This window comes from Desulfoplanes sp., from assembly GCF_054921335.1.
Map to the genome: position 1 here is coordinate 19,871 of NZ_JBUDSQ010000007.1, position 17,185 is coordinate 37,055.

Sequence of the window (17,185 nt, forward strand, 5' to 3'; positions counted from 1 at the left end):
CATGGACATAAAAACCCAACTCAAGCAAGCCCTGGTCAAGGAACTCCACCTCGAAGACATCACCCCAGAATCGATCGGGGACAGCGCTCCCCTTTTTGGGGATGACGGACTCGGACTCGATTCCCTGGACGCCGTGGAAATCGTCGTGCTCATCGAACGGCTTTTCGGGGTGGTCATCGAAGAGATGGAAGAGAACAAAAAAGCCTTTGCGTCCATCGACACCCTTGCAGCCTTCATCCAGGAACATCGGCACTAACATGCGCAAGCAGCCACACGTCAGCGTCACGGGCATGGGATGCATCTGTGCGGCCGGTTTGCATGTGGACGAGTGTCTGGCGTCCCTGGCAACAGGCAGGCGGGATCCCCAGGAACCAGGCCGGTTCCACAATGAGCACTCTCAGCCCTTCCCGGTTTTTGAGGTTCCCGAGCATCGTCTTGCCGATGACCACCTGCCGGTCCACGACCGAACCCTCACGGTCCGCTTTGCCCGCCATGCGGCCCTCGAGGCATTGGAACAGGCGGGGCTGGGGGCAGAAGAGCTGGCCCCGGCACGGGTCGGGGTGTGCATCGGGACCTCGGTGGGCGCTGCCCTCAACTTTCTGGATTTCTACCGCGAGCACCGCCGCAACACCCGGCAGGATCTCGCCCCCATCCACCGCTATCTGGATTCCAACCCGGCCCTGGCGTTGGCCCTGGAACTCGGAACAACCGGCCCTGTCCAAACGGTCGTCAACGCCTGTTCCTCCGGTACGGACGCCATCGGTCAGGGGGCCGCGTGGATCCGCATGGGGCTCTGCGATGTGGTCATTGCCGGTGGAGCCGATGAACTCTCCGAAGTGACCTATAACGGATTCATCCGGCTCATGAACGTGGACAATGGACCCTGCCGCCCTTTCGACCGTTCACGGAAGGGCCTCAATCTCGGGGAAGGGGCAGGGATGATTGTTCTGGAGTCGGAAGATTTCCGGGAACAAAGAGAGGCAAGGGAACTCGCCGGTATTTGCGGGTACGGAACCGTGGCCGATGCCTACCACCCCACGGCCCCCCACCCTGAGGGGCGGGGTCTTAAAAAGGCGATCCACCATGCATTGGAGCAGGCCGGTGTCGATCACCGGGATATCACCTTCATCAACGCCCACGGCACAGCCACATCAAACAACGACATGGCCGAGGCGGCCGTTTTCAACGAACTTTTCCCGACCACCCCGGTCATCGCCACCAAGGGGGTGACCGGCCATACCCTGGGCGCGGCCGGAGGCATCGAGGCGGTATTCACCATGGCGCATCTGGCATCGGGCCAACTGCCGGCAAGTCCCGGGTTCACACAGCCCGATCCGGACCTCAAGGTAGTCCCCACCACGCATGCAACCGAAATATATGGAAATATTGCCCTCTCCCAGTCTCTGGCCTTTGGGGGAAACAACTCGGTGCTCGTTATCCAAAAAGGAGGAGAGGACCATGCGCATAGGTATTGAGGGTATGGGGGTCGTGGGCCCCTTCGGTACCCATGTGGACGATCTCCAGCGCGTCACTCGGGCGGTTCTTGCCGGTAGCCCCGAACCGTGGTCCGGAGGTACAGCCGATACCAAGCCCCTTGCCGATCATCTCCCAGCCCGCGCATTACGCAGGGTGGATCACTTCACGCGCATGGGTCTGCTGGCCGCCTTCAAAGCGGTGGAGAATGCGGGCCTGTCCGCGGAAAACCTCCACGATACCGGGATCGTGCTGGCCACGGGATACGGTCCCAGCAAACTGACCTTTGATTTTCTGGACTCCATTATCGACCACGGAGCGCCCCTTTCGTCCCCCATGGCCTTTTCCCACTCGGTGCACAATATCCCCGCGGCCACCATCGCCCTGAACATGCACGTCAACGGCCCCTGCTCCACGGTGACCCAATTCGAGACATCGGTCGGGGCTGCCTTCCTCACCGCCCGGTCCTGGCTCGACGAAGGCAGGGTGGAGCGTGTTCTGGTCGGGGCTGTGGACGAACAAACGGGCCTGCTCCAGCACACAACGGATCGCATCGTAGCGGAATCCGACAATTCAGCTCCCGGACGGCGTCGCTCAACCCCCTTGGGCGAAGGAGCGGCCTTCTTCTGTCTCCATGGTGACCCGGGCAGGGCAGAGCTTGGATCCGTGGATCATGTCGCGGTAACGCGTGGCGGTCCAACCGGCATTGCTAGGGGGCCTCTCTTTTTTTCCGGCGCTCCGGGCCCGTTCCGCCGCGCGGCATCGAGCACTCGTGACGACGTCTTCGATTTCACCCCGGTGTACGGCAACATCCCCATCGCCATGGCCTTTGATATTGCCATCGCCTTGCTGGCACACAATAATGGCTTGCGCCCTCATATCAGCCCGTCGACCCGGATCTCCTGCCTGAGTCGCCATCACTCGGACACAACGGGCCACCTGCAGGTTTCACCCCCGGAAAAATCACCATGCACGAATTGACCATCACCCCCGCTGACATGACGGCCATCCTGGCGAGCATGATACGCAGCACCTTGTCCTCCCGGGCCGGATCAAGCTATTTCCCCACCGCCCCCATGGAGATCGGTGACTATACGCCCCTGTCCACGGATCACCTGGGCCTGGATGAGGCAGGACTCTTGGACGTTGCCACGCAGTTTACGTCCATGTTCGGCCTCTCTTGCTCCGTCATTTCTCGTACAGCACCACCACCCCTGGGAGAATGGGCTCACCGAGCGTTTTCCCGTTGGCAAACGGACAACGGCACCCTCTTTTTCAACACCTCGGGCAGTACGGGAACACCCACGGCCTGTCCGCAGACCATGGCCCTTCTCGAGCAGGAGATCCTGGCTCAGGCCGAAATTTTCAAAGGATGCACACGGATTCTGACCTTTGTTCCCCGGCATCACATATACGGATTTCTCTTTTCCGTTCTGCTGCCCAAGGTTTTGCGCGTTCCGGTTCTCGACCTTCCCCCCGTGGCTTCGACCGGGCTATTGGAAAAAATGGCCAGGGGAGATCTTGTCATTGCCTTTCCCCTATTCTGGAAAGCTCTTTCCCAGCTCAACGTGACCTTCCCGGAAGGGGTACGCGGTGTCACGTCCACCGGCCCCTGCCCCGCCACGATCATCCATCAGCTTCTCGACCACGGCCTGGCCTTGATGACGGAAGTGTACGGATCGTCAGAGACCGGGGGGCTGGGAACCCGCAACCATCCGGAAGCTCCCTATACCCTCCTCCCTTTCTGGCAGATACCCCCGGACCACGATCCAGACTCCGTGCAAATTACCCGTATCCTCCCGAATGGGAGTGCGGTTAGGTCCTATGCCATGCCGGATGTCGTCCAGTGGGAAGACGCCCGGACCTTCCGTCCCATCAAACGGACGGACAAGGCGGTTCAAGTGGCGGGCATCAACGTATACCCCGACAGAATAGCCGAGATCATCAAGACGCATCCCGAGATCGACGATTGCGTGGTCCGCCTCATGCGTCCGGAAGAAGGGCACCGCCTCAAGGCCTTTATCGTTCCAAAATCAGGCACGCCGAGCGGGGGGGAACGCCGCGAGCTGCGTTCCTGGCTGGCAGACCGGCTCACTTCGGCTGAAATCCCCAAGGCCCTGGCCTTCGGAACGGAACTTCCCGTCAACGCCATGGGAAAGCATACTGATTGGGATACTCGAGAATGAACGATCCAGATACATCCGCAACCACGAAAAAACGGGACCGCATTACCATGCGGTCCCGTTTTTTCGTGGTTGCTTCCGTTATGGATCAGGCCTTGATGGCCCTCTGGTCGGTATCCGGCAGACTGTCCTCTTCTGTCACCATATCCTGAACTCCGGTCTTGAGTTCCAGGGACAATTGGGCCAGCTCGGTGATGGCCCGGGCCGATTCGGTCATCGCGTTGGCTGTTTCCTCGGAGATACGCCGGATCCCATCAATGGCCTCACGGATTTCCTCGTTGGCCGCAGACTGTTCCTCGGCCGCAGCAGCGATCCGCATGACCTGGTCCGCGTTTTCCTGGATCTTCTGGACCATCGTTTCCAGGGCCTTTCCGGAGCTATCCGCCAACACGGTGGTTTCCTTGATCAGCTCACCCGAGCGCCGGCTCTCCTCGATGGACGCCTTAGCGCTCTTCTGGATGGAACCGATGGACGAGCTGACCTCCTTGGTGGCAACCATGGTCTTTTCCGCCAGCTTGCGGACCTCGTCGGCCACGACCGCAAAACCACGTCCGGCGTCGCCGGCCCGGGCGGCCTCAATGGCCGCGTTCAGGGCAAGGAGATTGGTCTGGTCGGCGATATCCGTGATGACCCCAAGTATATCCCCGATCCCCTGGGCCTGTTTGCCGAGTTCTCCCATGTCCTGCTGCATTTCCGCAGAGACACCGGCCAGGGTCTCGATCAACCCGACCATCTCGCTGACAACGACAACCCCTTCCTCGGCCTTTGTCTTGGTTTCATCGGCCAGATTCGAGGCCACCGCGGCGTTGCGGGCGACATCGATGGCCGTTGTGCTCAACTGCTCGATGGCCACCTGGGTTTCACCGGCCTGGGCCAACTGCGAATCCGCTCCCCGGCTGGATTCCTCCACCTGGGCCGCCAGTTCCTCGGCGGCCGTCGAGACCTGTTCGGCGATCACCTCGGTTGTCTGCGCTACTCCGGCGATCTCCCTGTTTTGCCTCTCGATGCGTTCCTGCTGGGTTCTGATCTCCGTCAAATCCACCCATAAAGAAAGCACCCCCAACAGATTTTTGTCCAGATCGAAGACCGGCGTCGCGGAGATGGAGACGTTTTTGGTCTGGCCACCCGCAGCGGTGTAGGCCACTTCTTCCCGGATCTGTTCCCTGGACGCCAGGCACCGTTCGGCAATGGTCTCCCTGCTGCCCCCACCGTGGACCACCTGGCTCGTGGACTTGCCCAAACACTCCTCTCTGGACAGATCCGTGCCCAGGACATCGATCATGGGCTGGTTGATAAAGGTGAATTCATTCCTGTGGTCGATGACCGCTGCGGGCAGGGTGATCCCTTCAAGAACACCGGAGGCAAACCCGAGTTTTTTCTTGATCTCCGCGGCCATGATGTTCACGGCCCGGGTAGTATCACCGATGGCGTCCTTACGGTCGTATTCGGCCCGTGCGTCAAGATCCCCCCCCGCGATCTTCTTTGCCGTTTCAGCGAGCGCCAGGAGCGGCCGCATAAACAACCTGAGCATGACAAAAACGATCAGGGTGAAAAGGATGCTCGAAACGATGACGACCACGATCCCGGTCATCAGGGCCTTTTTGTCCATACCGAAAAGCATCTCGTCCTGGTCGATGGAGACCCCGATGTACCACCCCCAAGGAGCGAACAGACGGAGATCGGCAAACCGGGCCTGGCCATCACGCTCATAGAGGAGGGTCGTTTCCTTGGTCCCGCGGATCTTTTCCCACATCCCCGGGACAACCGATTCCAGGTTGTGTCCCACACGCGAAGGATGGACCAAGAGATTGCCATTTCCGTCTACCAAAAAAGCATACCCCTTTCCGGCCACATCGACCGAATCCACGAATCCTCTGAATTCGGGGGTCATGATCTTGTTACCCACAAAAATCACGGCAACCGGGTTGCCGTCGGGGTCCTTCACGGGATGGTACAAGGTGAGGTATTTTTCTCCGACAACAGTGGCTATCCCCCTGTAATCTTGCCCCTTCATCACCGTCTTGTACACCGGGCTGGTCGCCGGGATATAGGTTCCAACAACCCGTTCCCCCTGCTCGTTCTTGATATTCGTACTCACCCTCAGGAGTTTTCCGGGCAGAACCTGAAATATGGTTGCAGCGGTGGAAGAGGCATCGTGGATCTTGTCTACCAGGGTGGTGGCCCCATGGCCCTTGCCCAGCCCCACATACATGGTCGGGATGGAGAGGTCCTCGGGCTCGAGGGTATTCTGATTTTTCACCGTTATGTCCATCAATTGGTCATTATTGATGAAAATCCCCCCATCCCGGGTGATATCGCCCATCATTACCGCCAGCGGCCCGTTGAACTGTTTGAGCAATGCCTTGTTCTGCATGGTCAGAACATTGTGCAGGGTATTTGACACCGTGTTCAGGGAACCCTTTGCCAGGGTATGCAAGGTCTCCTTGGACTGTACGTAGTTGACCGTACAGATGCCGACAACGAGAGCAACCATGGCCACAACAATACCAACGATGATTTTCTGATAAAAATTCAAACGCATACATCCTCCACAAAGGAAACAGGACGATCAGGGGTGGTCGCACCACCCTCCAAGAAGCACTACTAAAATAAATAACGGCCAGCTCTTATTCCGCATGGATCAGCCCTCAGCCAACCGTTTCAAAACAGCGAGATTTTCACGGTCCATAACCAGATCCTTGTCCTTTGGCGTCTCCAGGATCATGGGGATGGACACGAACCGTTCATCACGCATCAACAAGCTGAAGCCGGAGAGACCGATCTCCCCCCTGCCGATATGTTCATGACGGTCGCGGCGGGAGCCGCAGGGAAGTTTCGAGTCATTGGCATGGAAACACCCGAGACGGTCCAGGCCGATCAACCGTTCGAATCGATCGAAGGTGGTCCTATAGCCCTTGGGAGTGGACAGATCATACCCTGCGGCAAAGACATGGCAGGTATCGACGCACACCCCCAATCCGGAAGAATGGCCAGAGTGCTCCAGGATATAGGCCAACTCCTCGAAACAGGCCCCCAGATTGGTTCCCTGCCCGGCCGTGGTTTCCAATAGGATGGTCACGTCGTCCACCCCGCTTTGGTCAATACTCCGGTCCAGGTTCCGGACATACCTCGCCAGTCCGGCATCCACCCCTGCCCCCAAATGGGATCCCGGATGGGTAACCAAACGGTCTATCCCCAGTGCGTGGGCACGCCGCAGTTCGCGTGCGAACGCATCCACGGATTTCTCGGCCTTGGCCCGGTCGGTACCGGCCAGGTTGACCAGATAGGAATCATGGATGCAAATCGGATACGGCCCCCACGTGCGCCACGCGCCGGAAAAGGCGCGGATGTCTTCTTCGTTAAGGGGGACCGCCTTCCACTGCCGCTGGTTGCGGGAAAAAATCTGCAGCGCCGTACCACCCACCGAGGAGATCCGGTCCAGGGCGTTGGCCAATCCACCGGTGATGGGCATGTGCGAACCCACCAAGCGGTCTTGGAACACGGGGACGAACGGGGCATCAGCTTGCATACATTCCACTACGTTCCTTCTCAACCAGACAAAACTATCCATCCTACGGACCGCGCCGAGGTTGCTTTCCAGTCATTCCACTACGTTCCTTCTCAATCAGACAAAACTATGGCCAAATCCCAGGTTCTGTCGTATGTCTCGACCAATCCCCGAACCGTTTGCCAGTGTCTATCCTGGAGGAATATCATGTCTGACCTGATCCTGTGGAAAAATCAAGAGATCCGGAAGATCAAAGAGGATATGGACGAGTTGATGACCTGTTTCATGGACGATTTCAGTTCACCGTTCTATCTCGGCATGCTCAAGGACCAACCGAGGATAACCACCTTTGAGAGCGAAACATCGTTTATCGTCAAGATGGAGTTCCCCTATGTGGTTCCCCAAAGCCTGGAGGTCAATCTGGTCAACCACGACCTGTCCATCAAGGGCACCCAGCAGGATCTCCGCCCCAACGGCCGGAGTCCCTTTGTCTCGCAGCGGACCTTTGCCACCAAGGTCCCCCTCCCCGGGCCGGTTGAGGAAGAGACCATCTCGGCCACATACCGGGATGGAATCCTCATGGTCACCCTGAAAAAAAAGGTCCCTCCCGGCCCACGCAAGATCGACGTGACCTTTGCATCATGACCCCCGGCCCCCATCCACCAGATAAACGGCAAGGAGCGCGATCATGGCAACTAGCAAAAAAAACAAGGAAATACCGGTCCCGGAACTGAGATGGCGTATGGATCCCGCATCTCTTCCCTTTGCCGACACCAGCGGAATTGCCCCCCTGACGACGATCCTTGGACAGGACAGGGCCATCGAGTCCCTTTATTTCGGCATAGGAATGCGCCGACCGGGATACAATATTTTCGTCACCGGCAAGGCCGGAACCGGCCGGCTGGGGGTGGTCAAGCACCTCATCGAGGACGTCGCAGCCGGGGAAGCCAAGGTCCCGGACGACCTGTGCTATCTCCATAATTTCAAGCATCCCGAGATCCCTCTTCTTTTGCGACTTTCTCCGGGGAAGGGACAACGGCTCAAAAAAGACATGCACAACCTGCTTGAAACCCTGAAGAAGGAGGTCCCCCAACTCTTTGAGAGCCAGGAATACATCAACAGGAAGAACGAGATCGCCAATGCGTATGAAAAAAAGACCACCAGTTTTTTCCTGGCCCTGGAAAAAAAGGTCAAGGAGGCGGGATTCGCCCTGGTGACCATCCAGGGCAAACAGGGACACCCGCCTGATGTCATGCCCCTGGTCGATGGTGAGCCCGTGCCCCTGGCAAAGGTCGAACAGATGGCCGAGAAAGGACGGTTCCCCAAAGACGAGCTGGCCAGGCTACAAAAAAATTACCAGAAAATCCGGGAACAGATCGATTCGACATTCATGGAAATCAGGGAGTTGCAAAAAGAAATCCAGGAGAAAAACAAACAGATCGATCGGCTCATGTTCACCAATCTTGTCCAGGAACATATCGAACGGCTCGACCAGGCATACGGATCAACGGTCCTCAAGGATTATCTTGCGGACATGATCGAGGATATGCTCGAGAACATGCGTATTTTCCAGGCCCCGTCCAAGGAGTCCATGGTCGCCCAGGCCATGATGCCCATGGGCGATCCATTCACCCAGTACACGGTCAATGTGCTCACGGACCACAGCGATCAGAAGGGGGTTCCGGTCATCGTGGAGAACTATCCCACATACAGGAACCTTTTCGGGTCGATCGAGCGTGTCGTTGACCGCAGCGGCATGTGGCGGACAGACTTCAGCAAGATCAAGGCGGGATCCTTTATCAAGGCCAATGGTGGCTACCTCATCTTCAACCTCATGGACGCCCTTGTGGAGCCGGGAGTCTGGCCGGCCCTCAAACGGGCACTCAAAAGCCGCAAGATGGAGATCGAAACCTACGACCCCTTTTATCTCTTCACCACGACCGGTCTCAAGCCACAACCCATCGGCATGGACGTGAAGGTGGTCGTACTGGCCAACCACCGGCTGTACACCTTGCTCCGGTCCTTTGACGAAGACACGGCAAAGATATTCAAGGTCCGGGCCGAGTTCGACCAAAGTATGGACAAGACAACGGCATCCATCCTGTCCCTGGCCTCGTTCATCAGATCCCAAACGGACGAACACGGTCTGCTCCCTTTCGACAGAACCGGGGTCTGCGGACTGGTGGAACAGGCCGTGCGCATGGCCGGAAGGCAGGAAAAAATCGCCACGACATTCCCCCTGCTCAGCGATCTTGTCCTGGAATGCGATTACTTCGCCAAGCAGGAGGGGGCCAAAACCGTCAGTCAGGACCATGTGGACAAGGCCGTCGGGGCCCGAATATCCCGCTCGAACCTGATCGAAGAAAAAATCCAGGAGATGATCGACCGGGGATCGATCAAGATCGACACCCAGGGAGAGGTTGTCGGCCAGGTCAATGGATTGGCCGTCTATGCCCTTGGAGACTACATGTTCGGCAAACCGAGCCGGATCACCGCGACCACATCCATGGGCAGGGCAGGAATCATCAATATCGAGCGGGAGGCCGATCTTTCCGGTGCGACCCACAACAAGGGGGTCCTCATCCTGGCGGGCTACCTGCGGAACAAATACGCTCAGGACAAACCCTTGGCCATGAGCGCGTCCCTCGCCTTTGAACAGAGTTACAGCGGAGTGGACGGCGACAGCGCCTCGTCAGCGGAGGTCTACGCGCTCCTCTCGAGTTTGGCTGGACTCCCGGTAAAACAAGGGGTGGCCGTGACCGGATCGATCAATCAAAAGGGAGAGATCCAGGCCATTGGCGGGGTGAACCAGAAAATCGAAGGATTCTTTTCCTGCTGCAAACATATGGGGCTGACCGGCGAGCAGGGTGTGGTCATCCCTACAACCAATACAAAGGATCTCATGCTCCGCCATGAAGTGGTCAATGCGGTTGAAAAAGGGGATTTCCACATCTGGGCCATTTCCCATGTGGATGAGGGAATGCGGATTCTCACGGGCACCCCCCCGGGAAAGCGGCTGAAGAACGGCACCTATCCCCCAAAAAGCATCAATGGCGCGGTGGACGCCAGGCTGACCGACCTGGCCGAGGGGCTCAAACAATTCGGTACGTCCGGGGAGGAGACCTCTTCCAGCAAGCCCTAACCGGACGACACGCACAAGATCCTCGGCAATACGCAATAGCGGTTGGCCCACGACACGTCATCCAGGACCTGATCCGGGGGATCTTGTACGGATCCGCCACCCACTGCACGCCTATGGGCCGCCCAACCCCTTTAAGATCCCCATCAGTGCAGTGGATAACGTTTGCCCCATCCCCTGATGGCCACATCTCCTGCACATCGGTAAAAAAAGCCCCGTATTCCTGCGGGGCTTTTTTGTACACAGAGCATAGTCGACGGACAGAATTAGAACGTGGTCACATACCTGGACTTGAAACACAGGTCGAAATCCTTGTCCTCGAGTTCCTCCTGGCGGACCGTTATCTGGTTGTCCGTCTGGTTTTTTATGACCACGTCACCGCGCAGGACAACCCCTTTTGAAAAGACGATGTCCCCCTCGACCCGAAGCGAAGAACACTCCAACAGGGACGGCGGCCCAAAGGGAAAACGGGCCAGAAAATCATCGATCTTCGTGTAATAGTGGGGGTCCAGATCGATGAGGATAGGCCCGAGGGTCCTTCCGGGATTGGGGACCACGGTATTGTCGTCGGAGAGGAAAAAATTGTCGGACATGATATTGAGCAGGTCGTTGCACTTCTTGACCGGTGCGAAACGGGTCCGGGGAACCCGCAGGACCTGGGCCTCACGGAAAGAAGAGATGGCCGATCCCATGGCGGTTTCGAGCTGGAATATCCACGGGGATGCTTTGTCCCTCGGATCGAGATGCTTTTCATTGACGATCAGATCGAGGGGCATCATCCCGTGGTAGACAAAGACCTTTTCCAGAACCTTCAGATTGATCCAGATGGAATTCGTGTTGAAAAAAATATACTTGCGGATATCCTGGAACCGATCGATTTCGTCATCGGTACATTGGGCGATTTCTCGCAGGGCCAGTCGACCGTTTTCCTCCAATCGGCACAGATGGCCTCCTTTCTTGTCCGCCGGAGTCCTGTCGGCCACCTCCATGAGAAAAGGAAGATCGTTTTGGACCATATACCCGAAAATGGTCGTGTCCACCACGGCCCCAAGATTGTCCGAGTTGGCGATAAAGGCGTACTCAAAGCCCGCCCCGAGTAGCTTCTGCAGGGTTCCGGAGGTGACCAGGGAGGTAAAAATGTCCCCGTGTCCGGGAGGATTCCATTCCAGTTCGGGATTTTTTGGCCAGGTAGCGGGCGACAGGTCCTCCTGCATGATCTTGGGTGACTTGTGTTGGATAAAGGCGAGGGGTACCCCGGTCGAACCATTGTCAAACCCCTCGATGGCCAGCATGGTGTCCAGGTGGGTCCGGAAACTGTTCATGAAAACGAGCGGGACCTCATGACCGGTCTTTTCCCGCATGCGAAGGACCTGGCGGACGATAATATCCAGGAAGGTCAGCTCCCCCCGGACCGGCAGAAGGGCCTTGGCCTTCTCGAGGCCCATGGACGTGCCGGACCCGCCATTGAGTTTGATGATCGCCAATCTGTCCAGGGCAGCGGAACCGGCCCCAGCGCACTCCCGGACATCCCCGAAGGACGTGATCCCATCACGGGAGACAGGCCGGATATCGGCTTCCCCCAATTTTCCCAGGGACCCATGGAGCAATTGGTGGTAATAGTACTTGGTGACGTTGATGACGATATCAGGGAGGCCGTGGGCCTCCATCTTCAATTCGAACGGCTTGAACTTCTGCGCCGAGGTAAACGTATTACCCCCTAAAAAACGGATCAGCGGAGAATGCTCTTCCAACAGAACCTCCTTGGCCGGACGGACCGGGGCCATCGTTTTTTGGGTGCACGCACAGGCCCCGTGCGCACGGAACCTGATCGGAAACCTTGCCAGTCCCTTACCCGCTTTGGGCTTCGGACCTCTGCGCCCTCAACCAGGCCAGGGTCTTCCGCACATCAAGCGTCCCCGAGTAGATCGCCTTGCCGGTGATCACCCCCTGCAGTCCCTGACGGGACAAGGGATGGAGTTCCTTGACATCCTCGATAGTCGATATTCCCCCGGCCGCGAGCACAGGCACCCCGGAAAGGGCCAGGAGCTCCTCCATGGCCGGGATGTTCACTCCGGACTGCATCCCGTCACGGGCGATATCCGTATAGATGAAAAAAGACGCCCCCTGACGCTCCAGCCGCGGGACAACATCGGCAACGCGGACCCCCGCGTCCTCGACCCACCCTCTAGTCTTGAGTACGCCGTCCCGAGCATCCAATGAAACCCCTATCTTTCCGGGGAATGCATCACACAGGCGACTAAACATATCCGGATCTTCCAGGGCCATGGTCCCGATGATCAAGCGGGTCACACCCGCATCAAGATACCCCTTGGCCACACCCGTGTCGCGTATTCCTCCGCCCAATTGGACGGGTATATCTATGGATGCGCACATGGCCTGGATGAGATCAAAATTTTTAGGCCGTCCGCTGAAGGCCCCATCCAGATCGATGACGTGCAGCCACTCGGCACCCATATCCACCCATTGCCGGGCCATGCTTGCCGGGTCCGGGGCAAACACCGTGACCTGGTCCTCGGCCCCCTGTCTGAGACGCACGCATTGTCCGTCCTTGATATCCACTGCAGGGAACAACATCATAATCCTAGCTCCTCAAGACAATCGGCCAACCCTTCCCCGGCCATCTGTTCGGCAGTGACCCACCTGCCCTTGCGTTTGAAAAAAGTCCCCGCATCGAGCACATTCTCGCTTAAGGAATGCTGCACCTCTTCGTAATGGGCACGCCTGACGGTGTCGTTGTCCACGTCGATCAGATAGAGATCGAAAACGACACCCGCCGGCTGATTGACGCTCCATTCATTCCCCTTCCGTTCCTGCCATTGGAAGATATAGGGGACAAGAATATAATCGGCCGGCACGCACTCGGCCACGTCCCTCCAGAAGGCCAGGGCGGATGGCCTGGACCGGTTCTGCTTGGCGAGCAATATCTCCCGGCACTGTCTGACCACGCCGGGGCCGATAAAAGGAGCCCCGTTCCGTTCGGACAGCTTGGCGGCAAGTTCTCCGTCCATGAACCCAAGGACATTGGTGGGCAGGGGTGCGTATTCCTCCGGAAGATGACCGGCCATGAGTTCCCAGGAATGGGTAGGCTGGAAAAAACCGGCCACAGCCAGACGGACATCCCGGGGTATGGGAGTGACCCCCGTCTTGGGGGCACATGAACAGACAAGGGACAAGAGAACCAGGGCACAGAGCATTCGCGTCGGATTTTTCATTGATCCAATACCCCCTTTGTGCTGAATACCCCGCCCCCCTTGCGTACAAGACCCTGGCGCAGGGCCAGCCCCACTCCCTTGAACACGGATTCGAGCATATGGTGGCCGTTCATTCCGTACAGGATGTGGATATGCAGATTGATGCCGGCCTTCATGGCAAAGGACTTGAAAAATTCCCTCCATAGATCCTTTTCCTGGCCGGCAATGATCGGTGGCAGATCCCTTTCCTCATACACAAGGTAGGGACGCCCGGAGATATCCACGACGACCTCAGCCAGGGCCTCGTCCATGGGCACCCTGGCCCAACCCACGCGGGCGATTCCGGACTTGTCCCCCAATGCGGCATGGAAGGTTTCGCCCAAGGCGAGTCCGATATCCTCGACACTGTGGTGGGCATCGATATGGTAGTCCCCCTTGCAGTGGATCTCCATATCGAATCCGGCCCAAAACCCCATCAAATCGAACATATGGTCGGCAAACCCGTATCCCGTTCGGATGGACGTTTTTCCATTCCCATCGAGCGTGCAGTCGATGTCTATGCTGGTCTCATTGGTGACCCGTTCGGTCCGGGCCCGTCTGGTAGTCATGGAGATTTCCTCATTAAGGGTCTTGGATCGTTCTATTCCCGGACAGCAACGTCATCCTGCTTGGTTTCTTCCTCTGCGGGGGGCGTTTTCTTCTTCCCGAAAAAGAAGGCGACCCAGATACTGAGCTCATAGAGAATGATCAAGGGACCGGCCATGAACGTCTGGGAAACGACATCAGGGGGGGTGAGTACAGCAGAGACCAAAAAGGAGCACAGGATGGCGTACTTCCGCTTCTTCCGCAATCCATCGGCCGTGACCATGCCCAGTCGTGCCAGAAAGAATATGAACAACGGGAGTTCGAAGATGACACCAAAGGCGATGAGCAGCTTCAGGGAGAATCCCAGATACTCCCGAATGGTCGGCATGGGCCGAATAAAATCCGTGGTAAAGCCCATAAAGAACTCGAAACCGAAGGGAAAGACCACGAAATAGCCAAACAAGGCCCCGCTGACAAAAAAAAGGGCCGAACAAAAGGCCATGGGGACAAAAAACTTCCGCTCGGATGCATACAATCCAGGGGCCACGAATTGCCATATCTGATAGAAGATATATGGGCTGACCACGAACAGACCGGCCACGAAAGCGACCTTGAGATAGGTGAAAAAGGCCTCGGGAAGGGAAGTGAAAATAAGGGTACTCTCCGGGGGGAGTACCTTGACCAGGGGAGCCATCAAAAGATTGAACAACCGTTCGGCAAAGGCGTAGCACCCCAAAAAACCGACGACGGATGCGATAGCACAATGGACGAGACGCTTTCTGAACTCTCCGAGATGGCCGGTAAAAGTCATCTCGTCACCGGCAGAGTCCGATCCGGGCGTTGTCGTTGCGGTGTTTTCTTCTGCCATGGCGGATCAGGCCTCCTTGCCGGGCATACCGGCCGATCCCGAGGGTGTCTTGGACTGCCCGTCGTCCTTGCCTTCCTCCACGATCTCGGGCTCAGGTCCCCCGGTTTCTTCAGCCCGGTCCTTTTTTTTGGAAAACAATTCTTTTTCTGCCTTGCTGGTCTTGTCCTGTTCCTCGGCCCGCTCGGCCTCCAGATCGATAGTCCGCTTGACATCCGAACTCATCTTCTTGAATTCCCCGAGGGCCTTACCCAGGGTCCTGGCCACCTCGGGCAGCTTTTTGGGACCGATAACGATGAGGGCCACGACCAGAATAATGAGAATTTCAGTGGTACCTATTCCAAACATGTCTATACCATTGCTGAGGTGGAGGGTTTCCTGCCACACGGCCTAGCGTGTGTACCTTGACGCACAATCAAAAAGCCGCAGGCCGTGTGCTTGCGCCCTGTGGAACATGCAACACCTCCTGCGGCTTTGGTGTGTACAAAATTACCGGTCAAAAAACCAGTCCTTCCTGGGAGGATTTCTACTCCCATTCGATCGTGCTCGGCGGCTTGGAGGAGATGTCCAGGACCACCCGGTTGACCCCATGGACCTCATTGATGATCCGGTTGGAAATGCGGGCCAGGACCTCGGAGGGAACCCTCGTCCAATCCGCTGTCATGGCATCAACACTGTCTACGATGCGGAGGGCGACCACACTCTCGTAAGTCCGTTCATCGCCCATGACCCCGACGGTCTTCAGGGGGAGCAGCACGGCAAACCCCTGCCAGACCTTGTAGTACCAATTGGTGGCCTTGAGCTCCGAGGTAACGATCTTGTCCGCTTCTTTGAGCATATCGAGCCGCTCTTTGGTGATCTCGCCGATGATCCGAATGGCCAGGCCGGGACCGGGAAAGGGATGCCGCCAGACAATGGAATCGGGCATGCCAAGCTGCTGGGCGACCTTGCGGACCTCGTCCTTGAAGAGTTCCCGCAGGGGTTCGACCAGGGCGAGGCTCATCTTTTCGGGCAATCCGCCCACGTTGTGATGGCTCTTGATGACCGCCGAGGGGCCCTTGAAAGATTCGCTCTCAATGACATCGGGGTACAACGTGCCCTGGGCGAGAAAAGACACCCCGGGGAGGGCCTTGGCCTCCTTGTCGAAAACCTCGATAAAGGTGTGTCCGATGATCTTACGTTTTTCTTCCGGATCGCTGACCCCGTCGAGCCGACTCAAGAAAAGATCTGCCGCCTTGACATGGATCAGGTTGAGATCGAAATGCTCGCGCAAGAAACCAATGACCTCCTCGGCCTCGTTCTTACGGAGCAACCCATTGTCCACAAAAATACAGTGGAGGCGTTTGCCGATGGCCTGATGGAGCAAGGCGGCTACAACCGTGGAGTCGATCCCTCCGCTCAGCCCGCAGACCACCTGGGCGTCCCCTACCTGGGCGCGCAGTGCCGGGATGACGCTGTCCACAAAAGAGGCCATGGACCATCCGGCCTTGAGCCCGGCAATGTGGAAGAGAAAATTCCCCAGGATGGTCTCCCCCTGCTCGGTATGCATGACCTCGGGATGGAATTGGAGACAATAGATACCCCGTTTTTCGTCCGCCATGGCCGCCACGTCGACCGTCTCCGTCTTTCCGACGACGGCAAATCCGGACGGTGGCGAGAGGACCTTGTCCCCATGGGACATCCAGACCTTGAGTTTCTTTCCGGAATTGAGATTTTCCCACAACGGAGAGGCCCCGCAGAATTCAATCTCGGACCGTCCATACTCCCGGTCCTTGGCGGGAGCAACCTCCCCACCGAGCAGTTTGGCCGTGAGCTGCATGCCGTAGCATATGCCCAGGACGGGAATCCCCCAAGTGAATATCTCCGGATCTATGCCCGGAGAACCGGGGTCGGTCACGGATGACGGTCCCCCGGAGAGAATGATCGCCTGCGGATCGAGATCACGGATCTTGTCCGGATCCATGGTGCACGGGTGGATCTCCGAGTATACCCCGGCCTCACGGACCCTGCGTGCGATGAGCTGCGTGTACTGGGAACCGAAATCCAGTATGATGACGGTATCTGGTCGTTCCATACCTTAATGTCCTTTGATTGCGGCCAAAGAGCCGTGTCTTGTTGGTATACGTAGTACACAGGAGGGTGCGCCCTGTACGTCAGTGAACTGCCCGGGGGTACCCTGTGAAAACCAGAATGCTGGATCCAAGACATTGTAGACCGTTA

Annotated in this window: 15 protein-coding genes; 6 read left to right on the forward strand and 9 right to left on the reverse strand. The window is 57.6% G+C overall.

Going from position 1 to position 17,185, the window contains the following annotated elements; genetic code table 11:
- Position 1 precedes the first annotated feature (1 nt).
- The 4 genes from ACY692_RS02850 to ACY692_RS02865 are packed head-to-tail and all read left to right on the forward strand — an operon-like array spanning position 2 to position 3,659.
- Positions 2–256 carry a phosphopantetheine-binding protein gene (locus tag ACY692_RS02850; protein WP_462323823.1) on the forward strand — a complete coding sequence of 85 codons (255 nt, stop codon included), beginning with the start codon at positions 2–4 and terminating at the stop codon, positions 254–256.
- Between the two features lies 1 nt (position 257).
- Positions 258–1,475, forward strand: coding sequence for a beta-ketoacyl-[acyl-carrier-protein] synthase family protein (locus ACY692_RS02855; protein WP_462323824.1), 1,218 nt, complete (start codon positions 258–260; stop codon positions 1,473–1,475).
- On the forward strand, positions 1,459–2,454 hold the full coding sequence (locus tag ACY692_RS02860) for a beta-ketoacyl synthase N-terminal-like domain-containing protein (protein WP_462323825.1): 996 nt from the start codon (positions 1,459–1,461) through the stop codon (positions 2,452–2,454). The genes ACY692_RS02855 and ACY692_RS02860 overlap by 17 nt, the downstream gene beginning before the upstream one ends.
- Positions 2,442–3,659, forward strand: coding sequence for an AMP-binding enzyme (locus tag ACY692_RS02865; RefSeq protein ID WP_462323826.1), 1,218 nt, complete (start codon positions 2,442–2,444; stop codon positions 3,657–3,659). Before ACY692_RS02860 ends, ACY692_RS02865 begins: the two co-directional genes overlap by 13 nt.
- An 85-nt stretch (positions 3,660–3,744) precedes the next feature.
- Here the strand turns inward: ACY692_RS02865 and ACY692_RS02870 are convergent, their stop codons facing one another.
- Positions 3,745–6,198, reverse strand: a complete 2,454-nt coding sequence (locus ACY692_RS02870) for a methyl-accepting chemotaxis protein (protein WP_462323827.1) — start codon at positions 6,196–6,198, stop codon at positions 3,745–3,747.
- 99 nt (positions 6,199–6,297) lie between these two features.
- Positions 6,298–7,185, reverse strand: coding sequence for a deoxyribonuclease IV (locus ACY692_RS02875; protein ID WP_462323828.1), 888 nt, complete (start codon positions 7,183–7,185; stop codon positions 6,298–6,300).
- A 186-nt stretch (positions 7,186–7,371) separates the two neighbouring features.
- Here ACY692_RS02875 and ACY692_RS02880 point away from each other — a divergent pair, with 186 nt between their 5' ends.
- Both ACY692_RS02880 and ACY692_RS02885 read left to right on the forward strand, forming a co-directional pair.
- Positions 7,372–7,809 carry an Hsp20/alpha crystallin family protein gene (locus tag ACY692_RS02880; RefSeq protein WP_462323829.1) on the forward strand — a complete coding sequence of 146 codons (438 nt, stop codon included), beginning with the start codon at positions 7,372–7,374 and terminating at the stop codon, positions 7,807–7,809.
- 43 nt (positions 7,810–7,852) lie between these two features.
- Entirely contained in the window at positions 7,853–10,306 is a 2,454-nt protein-coding gene (locus ACY692_RS02885; RefSeq protein WP_462323830.1) for a Lon protease family protein, read from the forward strand.
- A 263-nt stretch (positions 10,307–10,569) separates the two neighbouring features.
- Here ACY692_RS02885 and ACY692_RS02890 read toward each other — a convergent pair whose 3' ends face one another.
- The 7 genes from ACY692_RS02890 to guaA all read right to left on the reverse strand — a co-directional run bounded on the left by ACY692_RS02890 (position 10,570) and on the right by guaA (position 17,039).
- Complete coding sequence (locus ACY692_RS02890; protein WP_462323831.1) at positions 10,570–12,054, reverse strand: UTP--glucose-1-phosphate uridylyltransferase; 1,485 nt, start codon at positions 12,052–12,054, stop codon at positions 10,570–10,572.
- Between the two features lie 97 nt (positions 12,055–12,151).
- Positions 12,152–12,901: a 1-(5-phosphoribosyl)-5-[(5-phosphoribosylamino)methylideneamino]imidazole-4-carboxamide isomerase gene (gene hisA / locus ACY692_RS02895; RefSeq protein WP_462323832.1), complete on the reverse strand. Its 750-nt coding sequence runs from the start codon at positions 12,899–12,901 to the stop codon at positions 12,152–12,154.
- The gene (locus ACY692_RS02900; protein ID WP_462323833.1) at positions 12,898–13,536 is read right to left on the reverse strand and encodes a hypothetical protein; all 639 of its coding nucleotides are present in this window, start codon (positions 13,534–13,536) and stop codon (positions 12,898–12,900) included. The genes hisA and ACY692_RS02900 overlap by 4 nt, the downstream gene beginning before the upstream one ends.
- Positions 13,533–14,123 carry an imidazoleglycerol-phosphate dehydratase HisB gene (gene hisB / locus ACY692_RS02905; protein WP_462323834.1) on the reverse strand — a complete coding sequence of 197 codons (591 nt, stop codon included), beginning with the start codon at positions 14,121–14,123 and terminating at the stop codon, positions 13,533–13,535. The genes ACY692_RS02900 and hisB overlap by 4 nt, the downstream gene beginning before the upstream one ends.
- 32 nt (positions 14,124–14,155) lie before the next feature.
- On the reverse strand, positions 14,156–14,911 hold the full coding sequence (gene tatC, locus ACY692_RS02910; RefSeq protein ID WP_462323866.1) for a twin-arginine translocase subunit TatC: 756 nt from the start codon (positions 14,909–14,911) through the stop codon (positions 14,156–14,158).
- Positions 14,912–14,974: 63 nt separating this feature from the next.
- The gene (tatB, locus tag ACY692_RS02915) at positions 14,975–15,313 is read right to left on the reverse strand and encodes a Sec-independent protein translocase protein TatB (RefSeq protein WP_462323835.1); all 339 of its coding nucleotides are present in this window, start codon (positions 15,311–15,313) and stop codon (positions 14,975–14,977) included.
- A 178-nt stretch (positions 15,314–15,491) separates the two neighbouring features.
- Complete coding sequence (gene guaA / locus ACY692_RS02920; protein WP_462323836.1) at positions 15,492–17,039, reverse strand: glutamine-hydrolyzing GMP synthase; 1,548 nt, start codon at positions 17,037–17,039, stop codon at positions 15,492–15,494.
- Positions 17,040–17,185 lie beyond the last annotated feature (146 nt).